The organism is Allobosea sp. P4_C6, from assembly GCF_056402015.1.
In genome coordinates, this window is sequence record NZ_JBFUIF010000006.1 from 180,268 (window position 1) to 196,027 (window position 15,760).

Sequence of the window (15,760 nt, forward strand, 5' to 3'; positions counted from 1 at the left end):
TCGAGGGAGCGGGATACCCCGCGTGATGGCCATCCTGCCCAAACAGAATCTCAAGAAAACAGCCGTCGTCGTCCACGATCTCGTGATGACGGGGCTGGCGATCTGGCTCGTCTTCGTCGTTCGCTTCGAGGGCTGGCAGCTCGACGAGCATCTGCGCTACCTGCCGCGCTTCCTGCCCTTCTTCGTGGCCTATGCCGGGCTGGTCTACTGGTTCTTCTCGCTCTACCGCTCGAAATGGCGCTTCGCCTCGCTGCCGGACCTGTCGAATATCGTCAAGGCCGTCACGGTCCTGACCTTGACCCTGCTGGCGGTCGACTATGTGCTGGTCGCGCCGAACTTCTACGGCGGCTTCTATTTCGGCAAGATCACGATCGCACTCTACTGGCTCGTGCAGAACTCGCTGCTCGGCGGGCCGCGCCTCGCCTATCGCTACTTCAAGTTCGCCCGCTCGCGTTCCAGCGCGGAACGCGAAGCGACCCTGCCGACGCTGATCCTGGGACGCGGTGTCGAGGTCGAGATGGTGATCCGCGCGATGGAAGCCGGCACGATGCGCCGGCTGCGGCCGGCTGGCATCCTGACGCCTCGGACGGACGATCTTGGCCAGTCGATCCGCGGCGTTCCGGTGCTCGGCCTGCTCTCGGATATCGAAACGATCGCCGCCGACGCCGTAGAGCGCGGCGAAGGCTTCCGCCGCATCGTCGCCACGCCCTCGGCACTGCTGCCCGAGGCGCAGCCCGAGAAATGGCTCGCCCGTACCCGCAAGCTCGCCCTCCCGATCTCCCGTATCGAGGCGCTAGGCGAAGGCGTGCGCGACACCGAGGTCGCTCCGCTGGAAATCGAGGACCTGCTGGTGCGCTCGACGGTTTCCATCGACCGCGAGCGGCTGGGGGCGTTCCTCAAGGACAAGCGGGTCATCGTCACCGGCGGCGGCGGTTCGATCGGCTCGGAGATCTGCCTGCGCTGCGCCGCCTTCGGCGCGGCCGAGCTGCTCGTCGTCGAAAGCTCCGAACCCGCCCTGTTCCAGATCACCGAACAGCTCTCGTTCCAGGCGCCGGAGACAGCCGTCGCCGGCGTGCTCGCCGATGTGCGCGACCGCGAGCGCATCATGCCGCTCTTCACCGCCTTCCGGCCCGACATCGTCATCCACGCCGCCGCGCTGAAGCATGTCCCCTATCTGGAGGCGGACTGGAGCGAAGGCATCAAGACGAACATCTTCGGCTCGGTGAACGTCACGGATGCCGCCGTCGCCTCAGGCGCCAAGACCTTCGTGCTGATCTCGACCGACAAGGCGATCGAGCCGGTCTCGATGCTCGGCGCGACCAAGCGCTTCGCCGAGATGTACGCGCAATCGCGCGATGCCGAGTTCGTGGCCGCCGCCTCAGGCGTGCGGCTCGTCGCCGTGCGCTTCGGCAATGTGCTGGGATCGGTCGGCTCCGTCGTGCCGAAATTCAAGGCCCAGATCGCCCGGGGCGGGCCCCTGACCGTCACCAGCCCGGAGATGATCCGCTACTTCATGACGATCCGCGAAGCCTGCGATCTCGTCTTGACCGCAGCGTCGCATGCGCCCGCAGGCGGGCCGGATGCCGAGCGGGCGGCGGTCTACGTGCTCAAGATGGGCCAGCCGATGCGGATCATGGATCTGGCCGAGCGGATGATCCGCCTCGCCGGCTTCGAGCCGGGCGAGGACATCGAGATCATCGTCTCCGGCGTCAGGCCGGGCGAGCGGCTGAACGAGATCCTGTTCGCCCACGACGAGCCGATGGCCGAGACGGGGCTCGACGGCGTCATGGCGGCGAAGCCGATCTTTGCCGGGCGGGCGCGCATCCAGGGTTGGCTGTCGCGGCTGGAGAGCGCCCTGAAGGCCGACGACCGCGCCGCAGCCAATGCGGTCCTCGACGAGGCGATTCCGGATTTCAGCCGGCGCGAGCAGTCACAGCCAGACGCGCCAGAGCCGCTTTCGTCTCTGCCGGTGGCCGCCAGCCGGCCCTGAGCAGGCGATCTGGCCGCGCGACGAGGCTGCCCGCCAGCTTGAGGAAGGTCTCCTCGCGCCCGGCAAGGCGTGCCAGCATCCTCAGCCATGGCTCCGGCACAGGCAGCAGCCCCGGAGCGCGGCCGAGGCCGGAGCGCATCGCGGTGAGCATATCGGCAACGCTGACCGGCTCGGGGTCCGAGACCGTGCAGACCTGCCGCGCCGGACAATCCGGCGTCAGCGCGAAACGGATGGCATCGGCCATGTTCTCGACGGCCAGCAGCGAGCGCGGTGCCCTCAGGCCCCCCAGCGGCAAGGGTATGGGCAGCCGCGCGAGCCGGAGCAGTGCCGCCATGTTGGCCTTGACGCCGGGCCCGTAGATCAGAACCGGGCGCAGTGCGACCCAATCGAGGTCGAGTTCTCCCAGGCCGCGTTCGGCCGCGAGCTTGGAGCGGCCATAGGCGTCACCCGGCGCCGGCTCTGCCGTCTCGGACAGTGGCGGGCCATCGAAGGCGCCTGAGAGGGCCTTGATCGAGGACAGAAAGACGAAGCGCCGCACGCCGGCAGCAGCGGCAGAGCGTGCCAGATCCAGCGTCGCGTCGGTGTTGATACGGGTATAGAGCGTTTCGTCGAGGCCGGGGCCAGCATGGGCGAGGCCAGCCATGTGCACGACATGATCGACGCCATCGAGGGCGGGGCGCCAATCGACCGGTCCGCGGAGATCGCCGACCAGGACGGTTTCGACGCCGTCCGGTGCCGGTTGCGGGCGGCGCTGGGCGAGGCGCAGGCGATACCCCGCCTGACCGAGCGCGGCGACGACATGCGGGCCGACGAAACCGCTTGCTCCAGTGAGAAGGATGCGTTCGCTAGCCACGACTCGGCCCCGTCGCGAAACGGTGCAGCAGCAGGCCCGTCAATAGGGCGGCAGCGGCAAGGCAGGCCAGTTGGACCCCGAGTTGCGGCAAGGCGATCGAAAAGGCCGCCAGCACGGCCAGGGCAAGGTTCAGGAGCGCGACCCGACCGACCACAGCGAGCACGCCGAAGCCGTTGGTGGTCGCCTGCTGATAGAAGTGCGAGCGATGGGCTTCCCAGACCTTCTGGCCGCGCGCCAGGCGGCGAAGCAGCGTGATGGTGGCGTCGGCGATGTGATAGAGCGGCAAGATCACCGCCGCGGCGAAGGCGCCGGTCCCGGCCAGCCGATAGAGCAGATAGGCGGTGAGGAGGCCGATCGGCAGCGAGCCGACATCGCCGAGAAACAGCCTGGCCACCGGCCGGTTGAAGGGGGCGAAACCGACGAGACCGCCGCAGAGCGCCGCCGCCAGCCATCCCGTCACCGGATCGATCACCCCGCAGGTTCCGGCCAGGGCGAGAGCAGCCGCGAGCGGCACGATGCCGGCGACCGTCATCCAGTCGAGCCCGTCCATGAAGTTGACGAGGTTGACGAACCAGATTCCCGCCAGCAGGGCGAGGGCGCGCTCGACCGCCAGAGGCATCATTTCGGGAAACAAGCGCAGCTCAGGCGCGGCGCCGAACAGCACGATGCCGACGCAAGCGGCTTGCAGGACAAGCCTCAGGCTCGCCGGCAAGGGCCGGATATCGTCCCAGGCGCCGACCATGGCCAAGGCTGCCGCGGCAACGCCGACGATCAGCACGGTGCGGCGTGCCTCGTCTTCGATCGGGCTCAGCCAAATAGACAGCGCCAGGGCCAGAAACGCGCCGACGAGCACGGCGATGCCTCCGCCTTGCGGCGTCGGTATCTTGTGGCTGGAGCGCGCATTCGGCCGAGCAAGCGCATAGCGCACCAGAAGGGGACGCAGCCCGACGCAAAGCACCGCCGCCAACAAGGCGGCGGCGGCAAAGACGGCAAGTGGGACAAGCAGGTTGGTCAAAGCGGGCCGCACCATAGTCGAGGTGGCGCAAAAGCCTAGTGGCTATCGTGCGCGGCCCGACCTGTCGGCCATTACCCGCTCCCGAGGATTCCGGGCTCGGGCTACTGCTTGAAGCCGATCAGCACGCCGTCGGCACCGAACGAGAGCTGAAGTCCCTGGCGGCGGGTGGTCAGCCGCAGTGTCACGCCCTTGTCGTTGCGCAGGTAGACATTGCCGCGCCCCTGATCGCCGACGGCCCAGCCTTCCTTCAGCTGGACATAGGCCCCGGCGAAATCGGAGACGTTGCGCAAGCCATAGACCGTCCCCGACGCGACGGTGCGGGAGGCGCCGATCGAGCCGATGCCGAGACCGCCGACGGTGATCGGATAGGAGCGGCCGCGAAACCGCAGGGTTCCTCCGCCCGCCTCGCCCGAGGCCACGAAGCCGGCCTGGAGCTGCTCGATTCGAACGGTGCCGGTGGAAGGGCCGAGCGAGCGCGTCTGCGCCATCGCCGGCGAAGCCAGCATCACAAAAGCTGCGAAGGAAACGGCTGTCTGCCTGATCGTCATCATGTCCTACTCCTCGCGCGCAACTTGCGGCGCGGTAAATAACCCGCGAAGAGCGATTTCGATCCCGAGCGGTCTGCCGCAACGGGCGTCGACGCCAAGATACCTGCCGAACGCGCGAAAAACCCGCTTAAAAGCAGGGCCGCGGCTGGGAATCGCGCAATTCGACACAATTTTATCTGCCGAATTGACCCGATTTCAGGGCTCGTCCGGCATGGTCCCGCGCAACGACCCATCCGCCGCAGGTGCCCATGTCTCCCGTCCGCTTCGTGAGTTTCGCCTTCCTGCTGGCGCTCGCCGTCTTCTTCTTCTCAGCGGCACAGTCGGCCACCGTGTAAGCGAACGGGCCCTCAGATCCGATAGAAATCGCGATACCAGGCGACGAAGCGGGCGATGCCGGTTTCGATCGGCGTATCCGGCCGGAAATCGACCCTGGCCGTCAAATCCGCGACATCGGCATAGGTCACGGGGACATCCCCCGGCTGCGCGGGCAGATGACGCCGCACCGCCTTGCGACCGCAGGCTTGCTCGACCACGTCGATGAAGCGTGAAAGCGACACCGGCGTGTGGTTGCCGATGTTGTAGATGCGCCAGGGTGCGGAGGACGTCGCCGGGTCTGGCCGCGCCGGATCGAAGCTTGGATCAGCCGCCGGAGGCCGCCCGATCAGGCGAACGATCGCTTCGCAGATGTCATCGACATAGGTGAAGTCGCGGCTCATCTGCGCTTCGGCGTAAACGTCGATCGCACTGCCCTCGAGGATCGCCTTGGTGAACTTGAAATAGGCCATGTCGGGCCGCCCCCAGGGTCCATAAACCGTGAAGAAGCGCAGGCCCGTCGTCGGGATTCCGTAGAGATGGGCATAGGAATGCGCCATCAGCTCGTTGGCACGCTTGGTCGCCGCATAGAGCGAGACGGGATGATCGGCCCCGTCATGCTCGCTGAACGGCACCTTCGCATTGGCGCCATAGACGGAACTCGACGAGGCATAGACGAGATGGCCGACGGCGTGACGGCGGCAGGCCTCCAGCACGGACAGAAAGCCGTCGAGATTGGCGCTGGCATAGGCACGTGGATTGTCGATCGAGTAGCGGACACCGGCCTGAGCGGCGAGGTGGATGATGGCATCCGGCCGAAAGCCTGACACCGCACCGTCGAGCGCATCGTAGTTCGCGAGGTCGATCTGCTCGAAGGAAAAGCCATTGTGGCCCCGCAACCGATCGAGCCGCGCCTGCTTCAATGYCGGATCGTAATAGGGCACGAGGGCGTCGACGCCGAGCACCTCGATGCCGCGTGCCAGCAGCGCCTCGGCCACATGGAGCCCGATGAAGCCGGCAGCTCCGGTCACGACGACACGCTTGTAGGATAGGCTCTGGTCCAATTGTGCATCCATGGAACGGCGTTCCGGCAGTCCTAGTCGCAACGACGCGCTTCTCAAAGTGCCCGCAAGCGTAGCCGAGCGTCCAAATCCGCTCGACTACGCTCCTGCGTCCGCGATCTGCAAGACGTAGCGGCCATATTCGGATTTTGCGAGGCGTTCACCGAGCATCTTGAGCTGGGCGACCGAAATCCATCCCTGACGATAGGCGATCTCTTCCGGGCAGGCGATGCGCAAACCCTGGCGGGCCTCGAGCGTGCGGACGAACTCGCTCGCTTCGAGCAAGCTGTCGGGCGTGCCGGTGTCGAGCCAGGCGAAGCCGCGACCCATGGATTCGACGGAAAGCTCGCCACGTTCGAGATAAACGCGATTGATGTCGGTGATCTCGAGCTCGCCACGCGGGGACGGCTTCAGGTTCTTCGCGATCTCGACGACCTGGGCATCGTAGAAATACAGCCCGGTCACGGCCCAGTTGGATTTCGGCGCCTTCGGCTTCTCTTCTATCGAGATCGCCTTGCCGTTCGCGTCGAACTCGACCACGCCGTAACGCTCCGGATCGCGCACATGATAGGCGAAGACGGTCGCGCCCGTTATCCGCGCTTTCGCGCTCGCCATCATCTCGGGCAGGGTGTGGCCGTAATAGAGGTTGTCGCCGAGGATCAGGACCGAGGGCTCGCCCGCCACGAAGTCGGCGCCGATCAGATAGGCCTGCGCCAGTCCGCCCGGATGGGGCTGTTCCGCATAGGTCAGGTTCATGCCCCAATCGGAACCGTCGCCGAGCAGGCGCCGGAAGTTCGGCAGGTCGTGCGGTGTCGAGATGATCAGCACCTCGCGGATGCCTGCGAGCATCAGCGTCGAGAGCGGGTAGTAGATCATCGGCTTGTCGTAGACCGGCAGAAGCTGCTTCGACATCGCCAGCGTCATCGGATGCAGYCGCGTGCCGGAGCCACCAGCCAGGATGATACCCTTCATCGCCTATCCCTGCTCCTTGAGAAGCCGCTCGACGCAAGCCCGGAGCGAGCCTCGCCAATCCGGCAACCTGACTCCATGGGCAAGCCCGAGCTTGTTGCAATCGAGCCTGGAATTCGCCGGCCGGCGTGCCGGCGTCGGATAATCGACGGTCGCGATGGGCTTGACCCGGACGGGCTTGCCGCCCAGCCGCTCCCGCTCCGCGAAGATCGCTTCCGCGACATCGGCCCAGACCGCTTCGCCCGCCGCGCTCATATGGAAAACCCCGCGCAGGGATGCCTCGTCGGTTCGCCCGGTCAGATTGCAAGCCACGGCGAAGATCGCGTCGGCGATATCGAGCGCGCTGGTCGGGCACCCCAGTTGGTCGGCGACGACGGCGACCTCATCGCGTGTTTCGGCAAGACGCAGCATCGTCCTGACGAAGTTCTTGCCGAAGGGGCTGTAGATCCAGGCGGTGCGCAGGATCGCATGGTTGGCGGTGGCCGCGGCGACCGCCTGTTCCCCGGCGAGCTTGCTCGCGCCATAGGCCGAGATCGGGCCGGTCGGATCGTCTTCGCGATAGGGCCGGTCGAGCGTTCCGTCGAAGACGTAGTCGGTTGAGAGCTGGATGACGGGAATGCCGAGGCTGGCTGCCGCGCGCGCCGCTTCGCCGGCGGCCTGGCCGTTGATGCGCATGGCGAGATCGGGCTCGCTCTCGGCCTGATCCACGGCCGTATAGGCGGCCGCATTGACGATGACGTCGGGTCTGGCCGCGCGCAGCACCGGCGCGACCGTCCTGGGAATGGCGAGATCGAGTTCGGGGCGGCGGAGCGCGACGACCTCGACCCCCACCGGCACGCGCTCCAGCATGGCGCAGACGACTTGACCGGTCCAACCGGTGACGGCAATGCGAAGCGTCATCAGTCGAAATAACGCAGCATCTCGGCAAGCCGAGGATGCGTGCGGTCTTTGTCGGAGAGGGTGAGGCTCGCGAGCGGCAGGCGCCAATCGATGCCCAGCGCCGGGTCGTCGAAAGCGAGGCCGTGGTCATTCTCCGGCGCATAGGGCGCGGTCACTTTGTAGAGCACTTCGGTATCGGGCTCGAGCGTGACGAAGCCATGGGCGAAGCCGACGGGCACCAGAAGCTGGCGCCAATTCTCCTCGGACAACTCCACCGCGACATGCTGGCCGAATGTCGGCGAAGAAGCCCGGATATCGACGGCAATATCGAGGATGCGTCCCTTGGTGACGCGCACCAGCTTGTCCTGCACGAAGGGCGCCGACTGGAAATGCAGCCCGCGCAGCGTGCCGACCGTGGCGGAGCGCGAATGATTGTCCTGCACAAAGACGAGGTCGATCCCGGCCGCCGCCATGTCGGACCGCTTGTAGACCTCGGAGAAGAAGCCGCGGTGGTCGCCATGCTTCTTCGGTGTGATTATCTTGACGGCGGGGATCGCCGTATCTTCGACGCTCAGCATATTTTCCCCTCCGCTCAGGCCGCGCCGAGGCGCTCGCCGCGATAGACGCCGGAACGGATGTCGCCCCACCATTTTGGATTGGCGAGATACCATTCGACGGTGCGGCGAAGCCCCGTCTCGAAGGTCTCCTTCGGCGTCCAGCCGAGTTCGCGGCCAATCTTGCCCGCGTCGATCGCATAGCGTGCATCATGGCCCGGACGGTCGCCGACATAGGTGATGAGGCGCTCGCGCGAGCCTTGTCGGTCGGGCTTCAGCTCATCGAGGATGGCGCAGATCGCCTGGACCACCTCGATATTGGTCTTCTCGTTGTGCCCGCCGATATTGTAGCTCTCGCCTAGCTTGCCAGCGGTGGCGACGGTCAGCAGTGCATCGGCATGGTCGTCGACATAAAGCCAGTCGCGCACGTTGAGCCCATTGCCGTAGACCGGCAGCGGCTTGCCCTCCAGCGCATTGATGATCATCAGCGGGATCAGCTTTTCCGGGAAATGGTAGGGCCCGTAATTGTTCGAGCAGTTGGTCATCACCACCGGCAGACCGTAGGTATGATGCCAGGCCCGCACCAGATGGTCCGAGGCCGCCTTGGAGGCCGAATAGGGCGAGTTCGGCTGATAGGCCGTGTCCTCGCGGAAGAAGCCCTCTGCACCGAGCGAGCCGAAGACCTCGTCGGTCGAGATGTGATGGAAGCGGAAAGCTCGCTTGCGATCCTCGGGCAGCGCCCGGTAGTGGCGCAGTGCCTCCTGTAGCAGCGCGAAGGTCCCGACCACATTGGTCTCGATGAAGGCCGCCGGCCCGTCGATCGAGCGGTCGACATGACTCTCTGCGGCGAGATGCATTACCACATCGGGAGCGAAATCGGCGAAGATCGCCTGCATCCGCTCACCGTCGCCGATATCGGCCTGYTCGAAGCRATAGCGATTGCTCCCCGAGACGGGCTCGAGCGAAGCAAGATTGCCGGCATAGGTCAGCTTGTCGACCACGCAGACCTGATGCTCGGTCTCGCCGATCAGCTTGCGCGCGACCGCCGAGCCGATGAATCCGGCGCCACCAGTCACGAGGAACTTCAAGGGCATTCTTGCAAAACTCCGGGCAAGCTTGTGTCTTCAGCCGCGAAACTCAGGGCAAGGACCAGCGCGGGGAGGCAGTGTCAAGTATCCTGCAAGCGCTCGCTGTGACCAGGCGGTCCTGACGCTGCAACATGACGTCATCACCGTTCGGACCTCAACCAGGCCTTGCATGTCTCAATCTCGTTGCACGGTGTGGCCCATGACAAATCGACAGCCCGTACGCAGCAGTTCGGGCGAGGTTCAGACCCGAAACGCGATATGAACATCAGCGATACAGCTTGACAGGCCGGCGCTTAACRCTGTGTGACTGGGCGACGTCCTTGAGCAAATCTCATCATCCCCAAAACAGGCTTCATGAGTAAGATCGACGATCAGACCGTAAGCGCGCTCGTGCAGCGCGTGCGCGATCGTAGCTTCAAGGTCGGCATCATCGGACTCGGCTATGTCGGCATTCCGCTGGCTCTTACCGCGTGCAAGTCGGGCTTCCCGGTGGTCGGTTTCGACATCGACGCCAAGCGCGTCGCTCAGCTCAACCGCGGCGAAAACTTCATCAAGCATATCCCGCTCGAGGCGATTGCCGCCGCGATCAAGGAAGAACGTTTCCGCGCGACGACCGATTTCGACGAGTTGCGCGAGGTCGACGCCATCATCATCGCCGTACCGACTCCGCTGACCAAGCATCGCGAGCCGGATCTGAGCTATGTCGAGGCGACTGCCCGCGCGATCGCGCCGCGCTTGCGCAAGGGACATCTCGTCGTGCTCGAATCAACGACGTGGCCCGGCACGACCGATGAGGTGATGCGGCCGATCTTCGAGGCGACGGGCCTCAAGAGCGGCGTCGACTTCTACCTGGCCTTCTCGCCCGAGCGCGAGGATCCCGGCAATCCCGATTTCGGCACTTCCACGATTCCGAAGGTGGTCGGCGGCGACGGGGCCGAGGCACTCGAACTGGCCAACGCCGTCTACAGCGCGCTGGTCGTTAAGACCGTGCCGGTTTCGACCTCGGCGACGGCCGAGGCCGTCAAGCTCACCGAGAACATCTTCCGCGCCGTCAACATCGCGCTCGTGAACGAGCTCAAGGTGATCTACGACAAAATGGGCATTGACGTCTGGGAGGTGATCGAGGCCGCGAAGACCAAGCCTTTCGGCTTCATGCCGTTCTATCCCGGGCCGGGCCTCGGCGGTCACTGCATCCCGATCGATCCCTTCTACCTGTCATGGAAAGCCCGCGAATACGACATCACGGCGCGTTTCATCGAGCTTGCGGGCGAGATCAACACGGCTATGCCGCGCCTCGTCGTCGAAAAACTGGCGGAGGCTCTGGATCGACGCTTCGGTCGCGGACTGAACGGCGCGAAGATCCTCGTCATAGGCGCCGCCTACAAGAAGAATGTCGACGACATGCGCGAAAGCCCGGCGCTGCGGCTGATCGAGCTGATCGAACAGCGTGGAGCCATCGCCGACTACCATGATCCGTTCGTACCGGTGATACCGCCGACGCGCGAGCATGCCGCCCTGGCAGGCCGGCGGTCGATCAGCCTCCGCGATGGGGTCATCGGCACCTACCAGGCGGTGCTCATCGCCACGGATCACGACGATGTCGACTACAAAGCCCTCGTCGCCGAGGCGCGGCTCGTGGTCGATACGCGAAACGCCTGCGAACGGAATGGCGCGTTCGCGGAGCATGTGGTGAAGGCGTGAGCGAGAAAATCCGCTCAGAGGTCTGATCTGGGGAAGGCCGGCTTGCCCAATCGCGTCCCGGCAAGGTCCAGCCGCCGGTGACCCATCTTTACAGCAGGGGCGGCGAAGATGCTGTCGAACGGGCTCGCACGACCGGTATCTCGCCAGTTTCGGGCCTTCAGGCTGCATGAAGTCGATGCCCACCTCGTGGCGATCTTAGATTCCCTGGTAGCAGGGAAAAGCAGGGACTTTCCCGCCAATCTCTCTCCCAATTTCTATGACGCTTGGCGACCTTTGCGCTTGTTCACCAAGGCGTTGACGGTGCTTAGCCTTTCAGGTGAGCAGGATATTCCGGCTCTAGGAGCAGGGAACGCTTCCTCTTAGAGCAGGGGACACTCCGCGGACGGAGCAGACCTGGCGATGGCTGAGATGCCAGCCGCGGCGCCGTCGCGAGGGGTACGACGGAGTTGCGCCCCTCGCGCTCGTAGCCGGGAGCTGACAAAGACACTCTATGCCGCTAGAATCGTTGACGTTTTGTCGATCCCACTCTCTTGCGAAGGCGAACGATCGCCACTAGTTTATCAGCGCGTCCCGCAAAATCGCAGGGCGTTCAGCCGAGACCGATCAGTCCGGCATCCTACCTAATTGAGGCATTTTACCCCTGAGGTGAGCAGCCCTCGTTAGGCGGAGTAGATCCCCGGCGCAGCGATGCGTTCTGGGTCTGCTTTGCCACGGGTGCTCACCAGGCCTGGTCGTCTCCTTGCAAAAGGACACGATCGCAATGTCTTCGAAGAATATCCCCGAAAACACCCCCACCCCCAAACCCTCGGTCCGTCTTCGCCAGCGTGGCGGGGCGGCTGCAGAGGATCCGGTCCTCCGCCAGGCGGTTGCGAGCTTCGCTCCGCAGATCGTCGAGCGTCCGTTGTCGCAGCTGAAGCCGTCGGCGCGCAACGCGCGGACGCATTCGCAGAAGCAGATCCACCTGGTCGCGGACAGCATCAAGGCGTTCGGCTTTGTGACGCCGGTCCTGATCGACGGCGAGGGCGAGATCGTGGCGGGCCACGGCCGCTACGAGGCGGCCAAGCTGCTCGGCAGGGAGACGGTACCGACGATCCGCCTCGACCATCTGAGCCAGGATCAGATCCGGGCGCTGCGGATCGCGGATAACCGGCTGGCGGAACATGCGGGCTGGGACGAGGCGATCCTGAAGCTGGAGCTCGGCCACTTGGTCGAGATCGACTTCGCCGTCGAGCTCACCGGTTACGAGACCGCGCAGATCGATAACCTGCTCAGCGACACCGGGCCGGCGCCGGCCAAGGCGGATCCGGCTGATACGTTGCCCGAGCCGGAGGCGGTCGCGGTGACGCGGCTCGGCGATCTGTGGCTGCTCGGCGAGCACCGCATCCTGTGCGGGGATGCGCGCAAGCAGGAGGCCTATGAGACGCTGATGGGTGGCGAACGTGCCCAGATGGTGTTCACCGACCCGCCCTACAATGTGAAGATCGATGGGCACGTCGGCGGCCTCGGCAAGATCAAACACCGGCCGTTCGCGATGGCCTCGGGCGAGATGAGCAAGGCTGAGTTCACCGCCTTCCTGAAAGAAGTGTTCGGGGAGATCGCGGAGGCCTCGCAGGATGGCGCTTTGATCTTCAGCTGCATTGACGGGCCGCACCTGCACGAGACGCTCGATGCCGGCTTTGCGGTCTTCGACGCACTGAAGAGCGTGATCACCTGGGCCAAATCGAATGCCGGGATGGGATCGCTCTACCGCTCCCAGACCGAGCTGATCACGCTGTGGAAGAAGGGCAAGGCGCCGCACATCAACAACATCGAGCTCGGTCGCCACGGACGCTATCGCACGACGCTTTGGAGCTATGCCGGGGTGAACGGCTTCCGCAAGGGCCGGATGGCGGAGTTGGCCAGCCACCCGACGGTGAAGCCCTGCGCGATGGTGATGGATGCGATCAAGGATGGCTCGAAGCCGAAAGGCGTCATCCTGGACCCGTTCGGCGGCTCGGGCACGACTCTGATCGCGGCTGCCAAGGCGAAGCGCCGCGGTTATGTCATGGAGCTCGACCCGCTCTATGTCGATCTCGCGATCCGGCGCTGGGAGAAGTTGTTCAAGGCCGAGGCGCGCCACGCCGGGACGGGGCTGACCTTCGCCGAGATGGCGGGGATGCGTGGCGAGGTGCCCTCCCTCGAGACGGAGGGCGACCGCGATGCCGCGTGACGATGATTTCGACGGGGTGGGCTACAAGCGCCCGCCCCTGCACAGCCGCTTCCGCAAGGGCCAGAGCGGTAATCCGTCGGGACGCCGCAAGGGCAGGCCACGTCTGGGCCTGATCGAGGAGCTCGACAAGCTCCTCGGCGAACCGATCAAGGTCGCCCGCAATGGCCGGCAGGAATCGATCTCATTCGTCGCCGCCCTGCTGAACAAGACCGCCGAAGCGGCCTTAAAAGGGGATGCTAAGGCGCGGCAGACCATGTTTGCGCTCCTAGCCCAGTACGAGCAGTCAATAGGTTCGGGGACGGCGATCCTGACCAATGACCAGGAGGAGGCGCTGATCGCAGACTATGTGACGCGTAGGAGCAAGGCGGGAGGCGGGGATGGCTGAGCCGGCCTTGTTCAACGCGATCCTGCGGCGCGACCTGGCAACCTTCATCGCCCAGTGCTTTGCGACGCTCGAGCCGGGCACAGCCTATCGGCCCAACTGGCACATCCACGCGATCGCCTGGCAACTGCAGCGAGTCCGGCGGGGCGACTGCAAGCGCCTGATCATCACGGTGCCGCCGCGCTCGGCCAAGTCGATCTGCGTTACCATCGCATTCACCGCCTGGGTGATGGGACAGGATCCGCGCAAGCGGATCATGGCGATCAGCTATGCCAATGAGCTGTCGCTCACCCACGCTGCGGGATTCCGCAGCGTGGTTACCTCCGACTGGTACCGGGAGCTGTTCCCGGGCTTTTCGATCAGCGCCAATCGCGGCCAGGAGATCAGGACGAGCCAGCAGGGCTATCGCTTCGCCGGCTCGGTGGGCGGATCCGTGCTGGGTCGCGGCGCCGACCTGATTGTGATCGACGATCCGATCAACGGGCTGGAGGCGGCGACCTCGGCTGCGGCCCGGCGCCGGGTCCAGGAGTTTTATGACACTACGCTCTACTCCCGGCTCAATGATCGGCTGAATGGCGCGATCATCATCGTAATGCAGCGCCTGCATGAGGATGATCTCGTCGGCCATGTGCTGGAAAAGGAGGACTGGGAGGTGCTCTCGATCCCGGCGATTGCCGAGATTGACCAGAGCTACCGGATTGGGGAGGGAGCGGAAGCGCTTTATCACCGCAAGGTGGGCGAAGTGCTCCATCCCGGCCGCGACACCCATGAGTGGCTCGCCGCCGCAAAGCGGAATCTCGGCACGCTTCACTTCTCGGCCCAGTACCAGCAGAACCCGCTGCCTTCGGAGGGCCAGATCATCAAGCGCGATTGGTTGCGCTATTGTGATGAGCGCCCCAGCCGTTTCGATTTCGTCATCGCCTCCTGGGACACGGCTTCCACTCAGGCCGAGCACTCCGACTGGTCGGTCGGCACAGTCTGGGGGGCGGTCGGACAGACCTACTATCTGATCGATCTTGTCCGCGGTCGCTGGGAGGCACCACAGCTGCGACGCAAGATGATCGAGCTCGCCCAAAGGCATGCGGTTGACGCGACGTTGATCGAGGATACCGAGCTTGGGCGTGCGCTATCGCAGGATCTGCGGCGCAGCCGGGCGCTCTATCCGCTCCTCCAGCAATCGCGGGTCGAGAAGACAGCCCGCCTGATGGCGCAGGCCGCCCGCTTCGAGGCCGGGCAGGTTTTCCTGCCGCAACAGGCCGATTGGCTGGCAGGCTATCTGAGTGAACTCCTGGCCTTCCCGCTGGCCCGGCACGATGACCAAGTCGATGCGACCAGCCAGGCGCTCAAGCATCTGACGGCCCGCACGCCGATCATCCGTCAGCGACCGCAGAGCATCGTGCGGCCGCAGCAGCGTGCTCGCCCCTGAAGCGGGCACGGGTTTGTCCTATCAGGATTTTCCAGCGCCACCGGGAATTTGGCCCATTCAGTCGTGAGGGCCAACAGCGGAATATTGGCTCAGCAGACCATCGGAGTGTTGTTAACGAATAATCAGCGTGAACCTCGCCAAAGCGTTGGCCTCGCTGCCTTGGGTTTCGGCCGAAGTCGGAACGGCAGCGAGGACCAGCGAGCACACTGAAAACCGCCTTTTGCCTCGCTCGCACGATCTGGTGCGCCCGTGACCGCCCCCAACACTGCAGGGCGGTGGAGCGGCGTCGTGCGATTGCCGAAGGGCGACATTTCGTCAACGACACCAATACGATCGGCGCCGCCGCCGACGCGCTGATGGGCGCAGAACAGTTCCGGTGAGTAGTTTTCCAGCAGCATGCGGCTCTAGCGTCTGGTATCAGCGCTCGACCTTGCTCGCGGTTTTGGGGGGCGGTGACGTTCTATTGCGAGCAGAGCGCCGACAGGCGATCGGCCGGGAGCTCGATAGCGCGCCCGTCCTCGATGGCAATGAAGCCTTGCAGTGGCCCTTTCGCGCAGTCGATGCCGTCGAGCAGCAGCATGAAGCCGAACCGCTTGCCTTTCAGATCAGCTCTTTCGAACATCGTCGCGACGTCCGGCCGTAYGCGGCGGGTGCCGACGATCCCGAGTATCTTGCCGTTCTGGCGGATCGCGAAATGCGCGGCAAGATCCGGCGCGGCGAGATCGATGGCATACCCGCGGATCACCCAAGCGCCCTTCGGCAAGCGCTCGAAT

The 15,760-nt window shown here is 65.0% G+C and carries 14 protein-coding genes; 5 read left to right on the forward strand and 9 right to left on the reverse strand.

Features of this window, described 5'->3' with window-relative positions; translation table 11 throughout:
* Window positions 1-34: 34 nt before the first annotated feature.
* Complete coding sequence (locus tag AC1DVA_RS06625) at window positions 35-1,990, forward strand: SDR family NAD(P)-dependent oxidoreductase (RefSeq protein ID WP_476805446.1); 1,956 nt, start codon at window positions 35-37, stop codon at window positions 1,988-1,990.
* Here the strand turns inward: AC1DVA_RS06625 and AC1DVA_RS06630 are convergent.
* The 8 genes from AC1DVA_RS06630 to rfbB all read right to left on the reverse strand — a co-directional run bounded on the left by AC1DVA_RS06630 (window position 1,914) and on the right by rfbB (window position 9,275).
* Complete coding sequence (locus tag AC1DVA_RS06630; protein ID WP_476805427.1) at window positions 1,914-2,843, reverse strand: NAD-dependent epimerase/dehydratase family protein; 930 nt, start codon at window positions 2,841-2,843, stop codon at window positions 1,914-1,916. The two genes, AC1DVA_RS06625 and AC1DVA_RS06630, sit on opposite strands and share 77 nt — an antisense overlap.
* Entirely contained in the window at window positions 2,836-3,873 is a 1,038-nt protein-coding gene (locus AC1DVA_RS06635) for an MraY family glycosyltransferase (RefSeq protein WP_476805428.1), read from the reverse strand. The genes AC1DVA_RS06630 and AC1DVA_RS06635 overlap by 8 nt, the downstream gene beginning before the upstream one ends.
* Window positions 3,874-3,959: 86 nt before the next feature.
* Window positions 3,960-4,406 (reverse strand): hypothetical protein, encoded by a 447-nt coding sequence (locus AC1DVA_RS06640; protein ID WP_476805429.1) that lies wholly within the window; start codon window positions 4,404-4,406, stop codon window positions 3,960-3,962.
* Window positions 4,407-4,753: 347 nt separating this feature from the next.
* A complete protein-coding gene (locus AC1DVA_RS06645) occupies window positions 4,754-5,794 on the reverse strand; it encodes an NAD-dependent epimerase (RefSeq protein ID WP_476805430.1) in 1,041 nt (346 codons plus the stop codon).
* 84 nt (window positions 5,795-5,878) lie between these two features.
* Window positions 5,879-6,751, reverse strand: coding sequence for a glucose-1-phosphate thymidylyltransferase RfbA (gene rfbA, locus AC1DVA_RS06650; RefSeq protein WP_476805431.1), 873 nt, complete (start codon window positions 6,749-6,751; stop codon window positions 5,879-5,881).
* 3 nt (window positions 6,752-6,754) lie between these two features.
* Window positions 6,755-7,648 carry a dTDP-4-dehydrorhamnose reductase gene (gene rfbD, locus AC1DVA_RS06655; protein WP_476805432.1) on the reverse strand — a complete coding sequence of 298 codons (894 nt, stop codon included), beginning with the start codon at window positions 7,646-7,648 and terminating at the stop codon, window positions 6,755-6,757.
* A complete protein-coding gene (gene rfbC, locus AC1DVA_RS06660; protein WP_476805433.1) occupies window positions 7,648-8,205 on the reverse strand; it encodes a dTDP-4-dehydrorhamnose 3,5-epimerase in 558 nt (185 codons plus the stop codon). The genes rfbD and rfbC overlap by 1 nt, the downstream gene beginning before the upstream one ends.
* Window positions 8,206-8,219: 14 nt before the next feature.
* The gene (rfbB, locus tag AC1DVA_RS06665) at window positions 8,220-9,275 is read right to left on the reverse strand and encodes a dTDP-glucose 4,6-dehydratase (RefSeq protein ID WP_476805434.1); all 1,056 of its coding nucleotides are present in this window, start codon (window positions 9,273-9,275) and stop codon (window positions 8,220-8,222) included.
* Window positions 9,276-9,623: 348 nt separating this feature from the next.
* On the opposite strand from rfbB, the gene AC1DVA_RS06670 reads away from it, so the two are divergent.
* The 4 genes from AC1DVA_RS06670 (at window position 9,624) to terL (ending at window position 14,987) form a co-directional block, all read left to right on the forward strand.
* Window positions 9,624-10,970 carry a nucleotide sugar dehydrogenase gene (locus tag AC1DVA_RS06670; protein ID WP_476805435.1) on the forward strand — a complete coding sequence of 449 codons (1,347 nt, stop codon included), beginning with the start codon at window positions 9,624-9,626 and terminating at the stop codon, window positions 10,968-10,970.
* A gap of 760 nt (window positions 10,971-11,730) precedes the next feature.
* The gene (locus AC1DVA_RS06675; RefSeq protein WP_476805436.1) at window positions 11,731-13,179 is read left to right on the forward strand and encodes a site-specific DNA-methyltransferase; all 1,449 of its coding nucleotides are present in this window, start codon (window positions 11,731-11,733) and stop codon (window positions 13,177-13,179) included.
* Window positions 13,169-13,564 (forward strand): DUF5681 domain-containing protein, encoded by a 396-nt coding sequence (locus AC1DVA_RS06680; protein ID WP_476805437.1) that lies wholly within the window; start codon window positions 13,169-13,171, stop codon window positions 13,562-13,564. The genes AC1DVA_RS06675 and AC1DVA_RS06680 overlap by 11 nt, the downstream gene beginning before the upstream one ends.
* Window positions 13,557-14,987 (forward strand): phage terminase large subunit, encoded by a 1,431-nt coding sequence (gene terL, locus AC1DVA_RS06685; protein WP_476805438.1) that lies wholly within the window; start codon window positions 13,557-13,559, stop codon window positions 14,985-14,987. Before AC1DVA_RS06680 ends, terL begins: the two co-directional genes overlap by 8 nt.
* A 460-nt stretch (window positions 14,988-15,447) precedes the next feature.
* Here the strand turns inward: terL and AC1DVA_RS06690 are convergent.
* Window positions 15,448-15,760 (reverse strand): hypothetical protein (locus tag AC1DVA_RS06690; protein ID WP_476805439.1); only part of this gene is annotated, 313 nt, incomplete at its 5' end.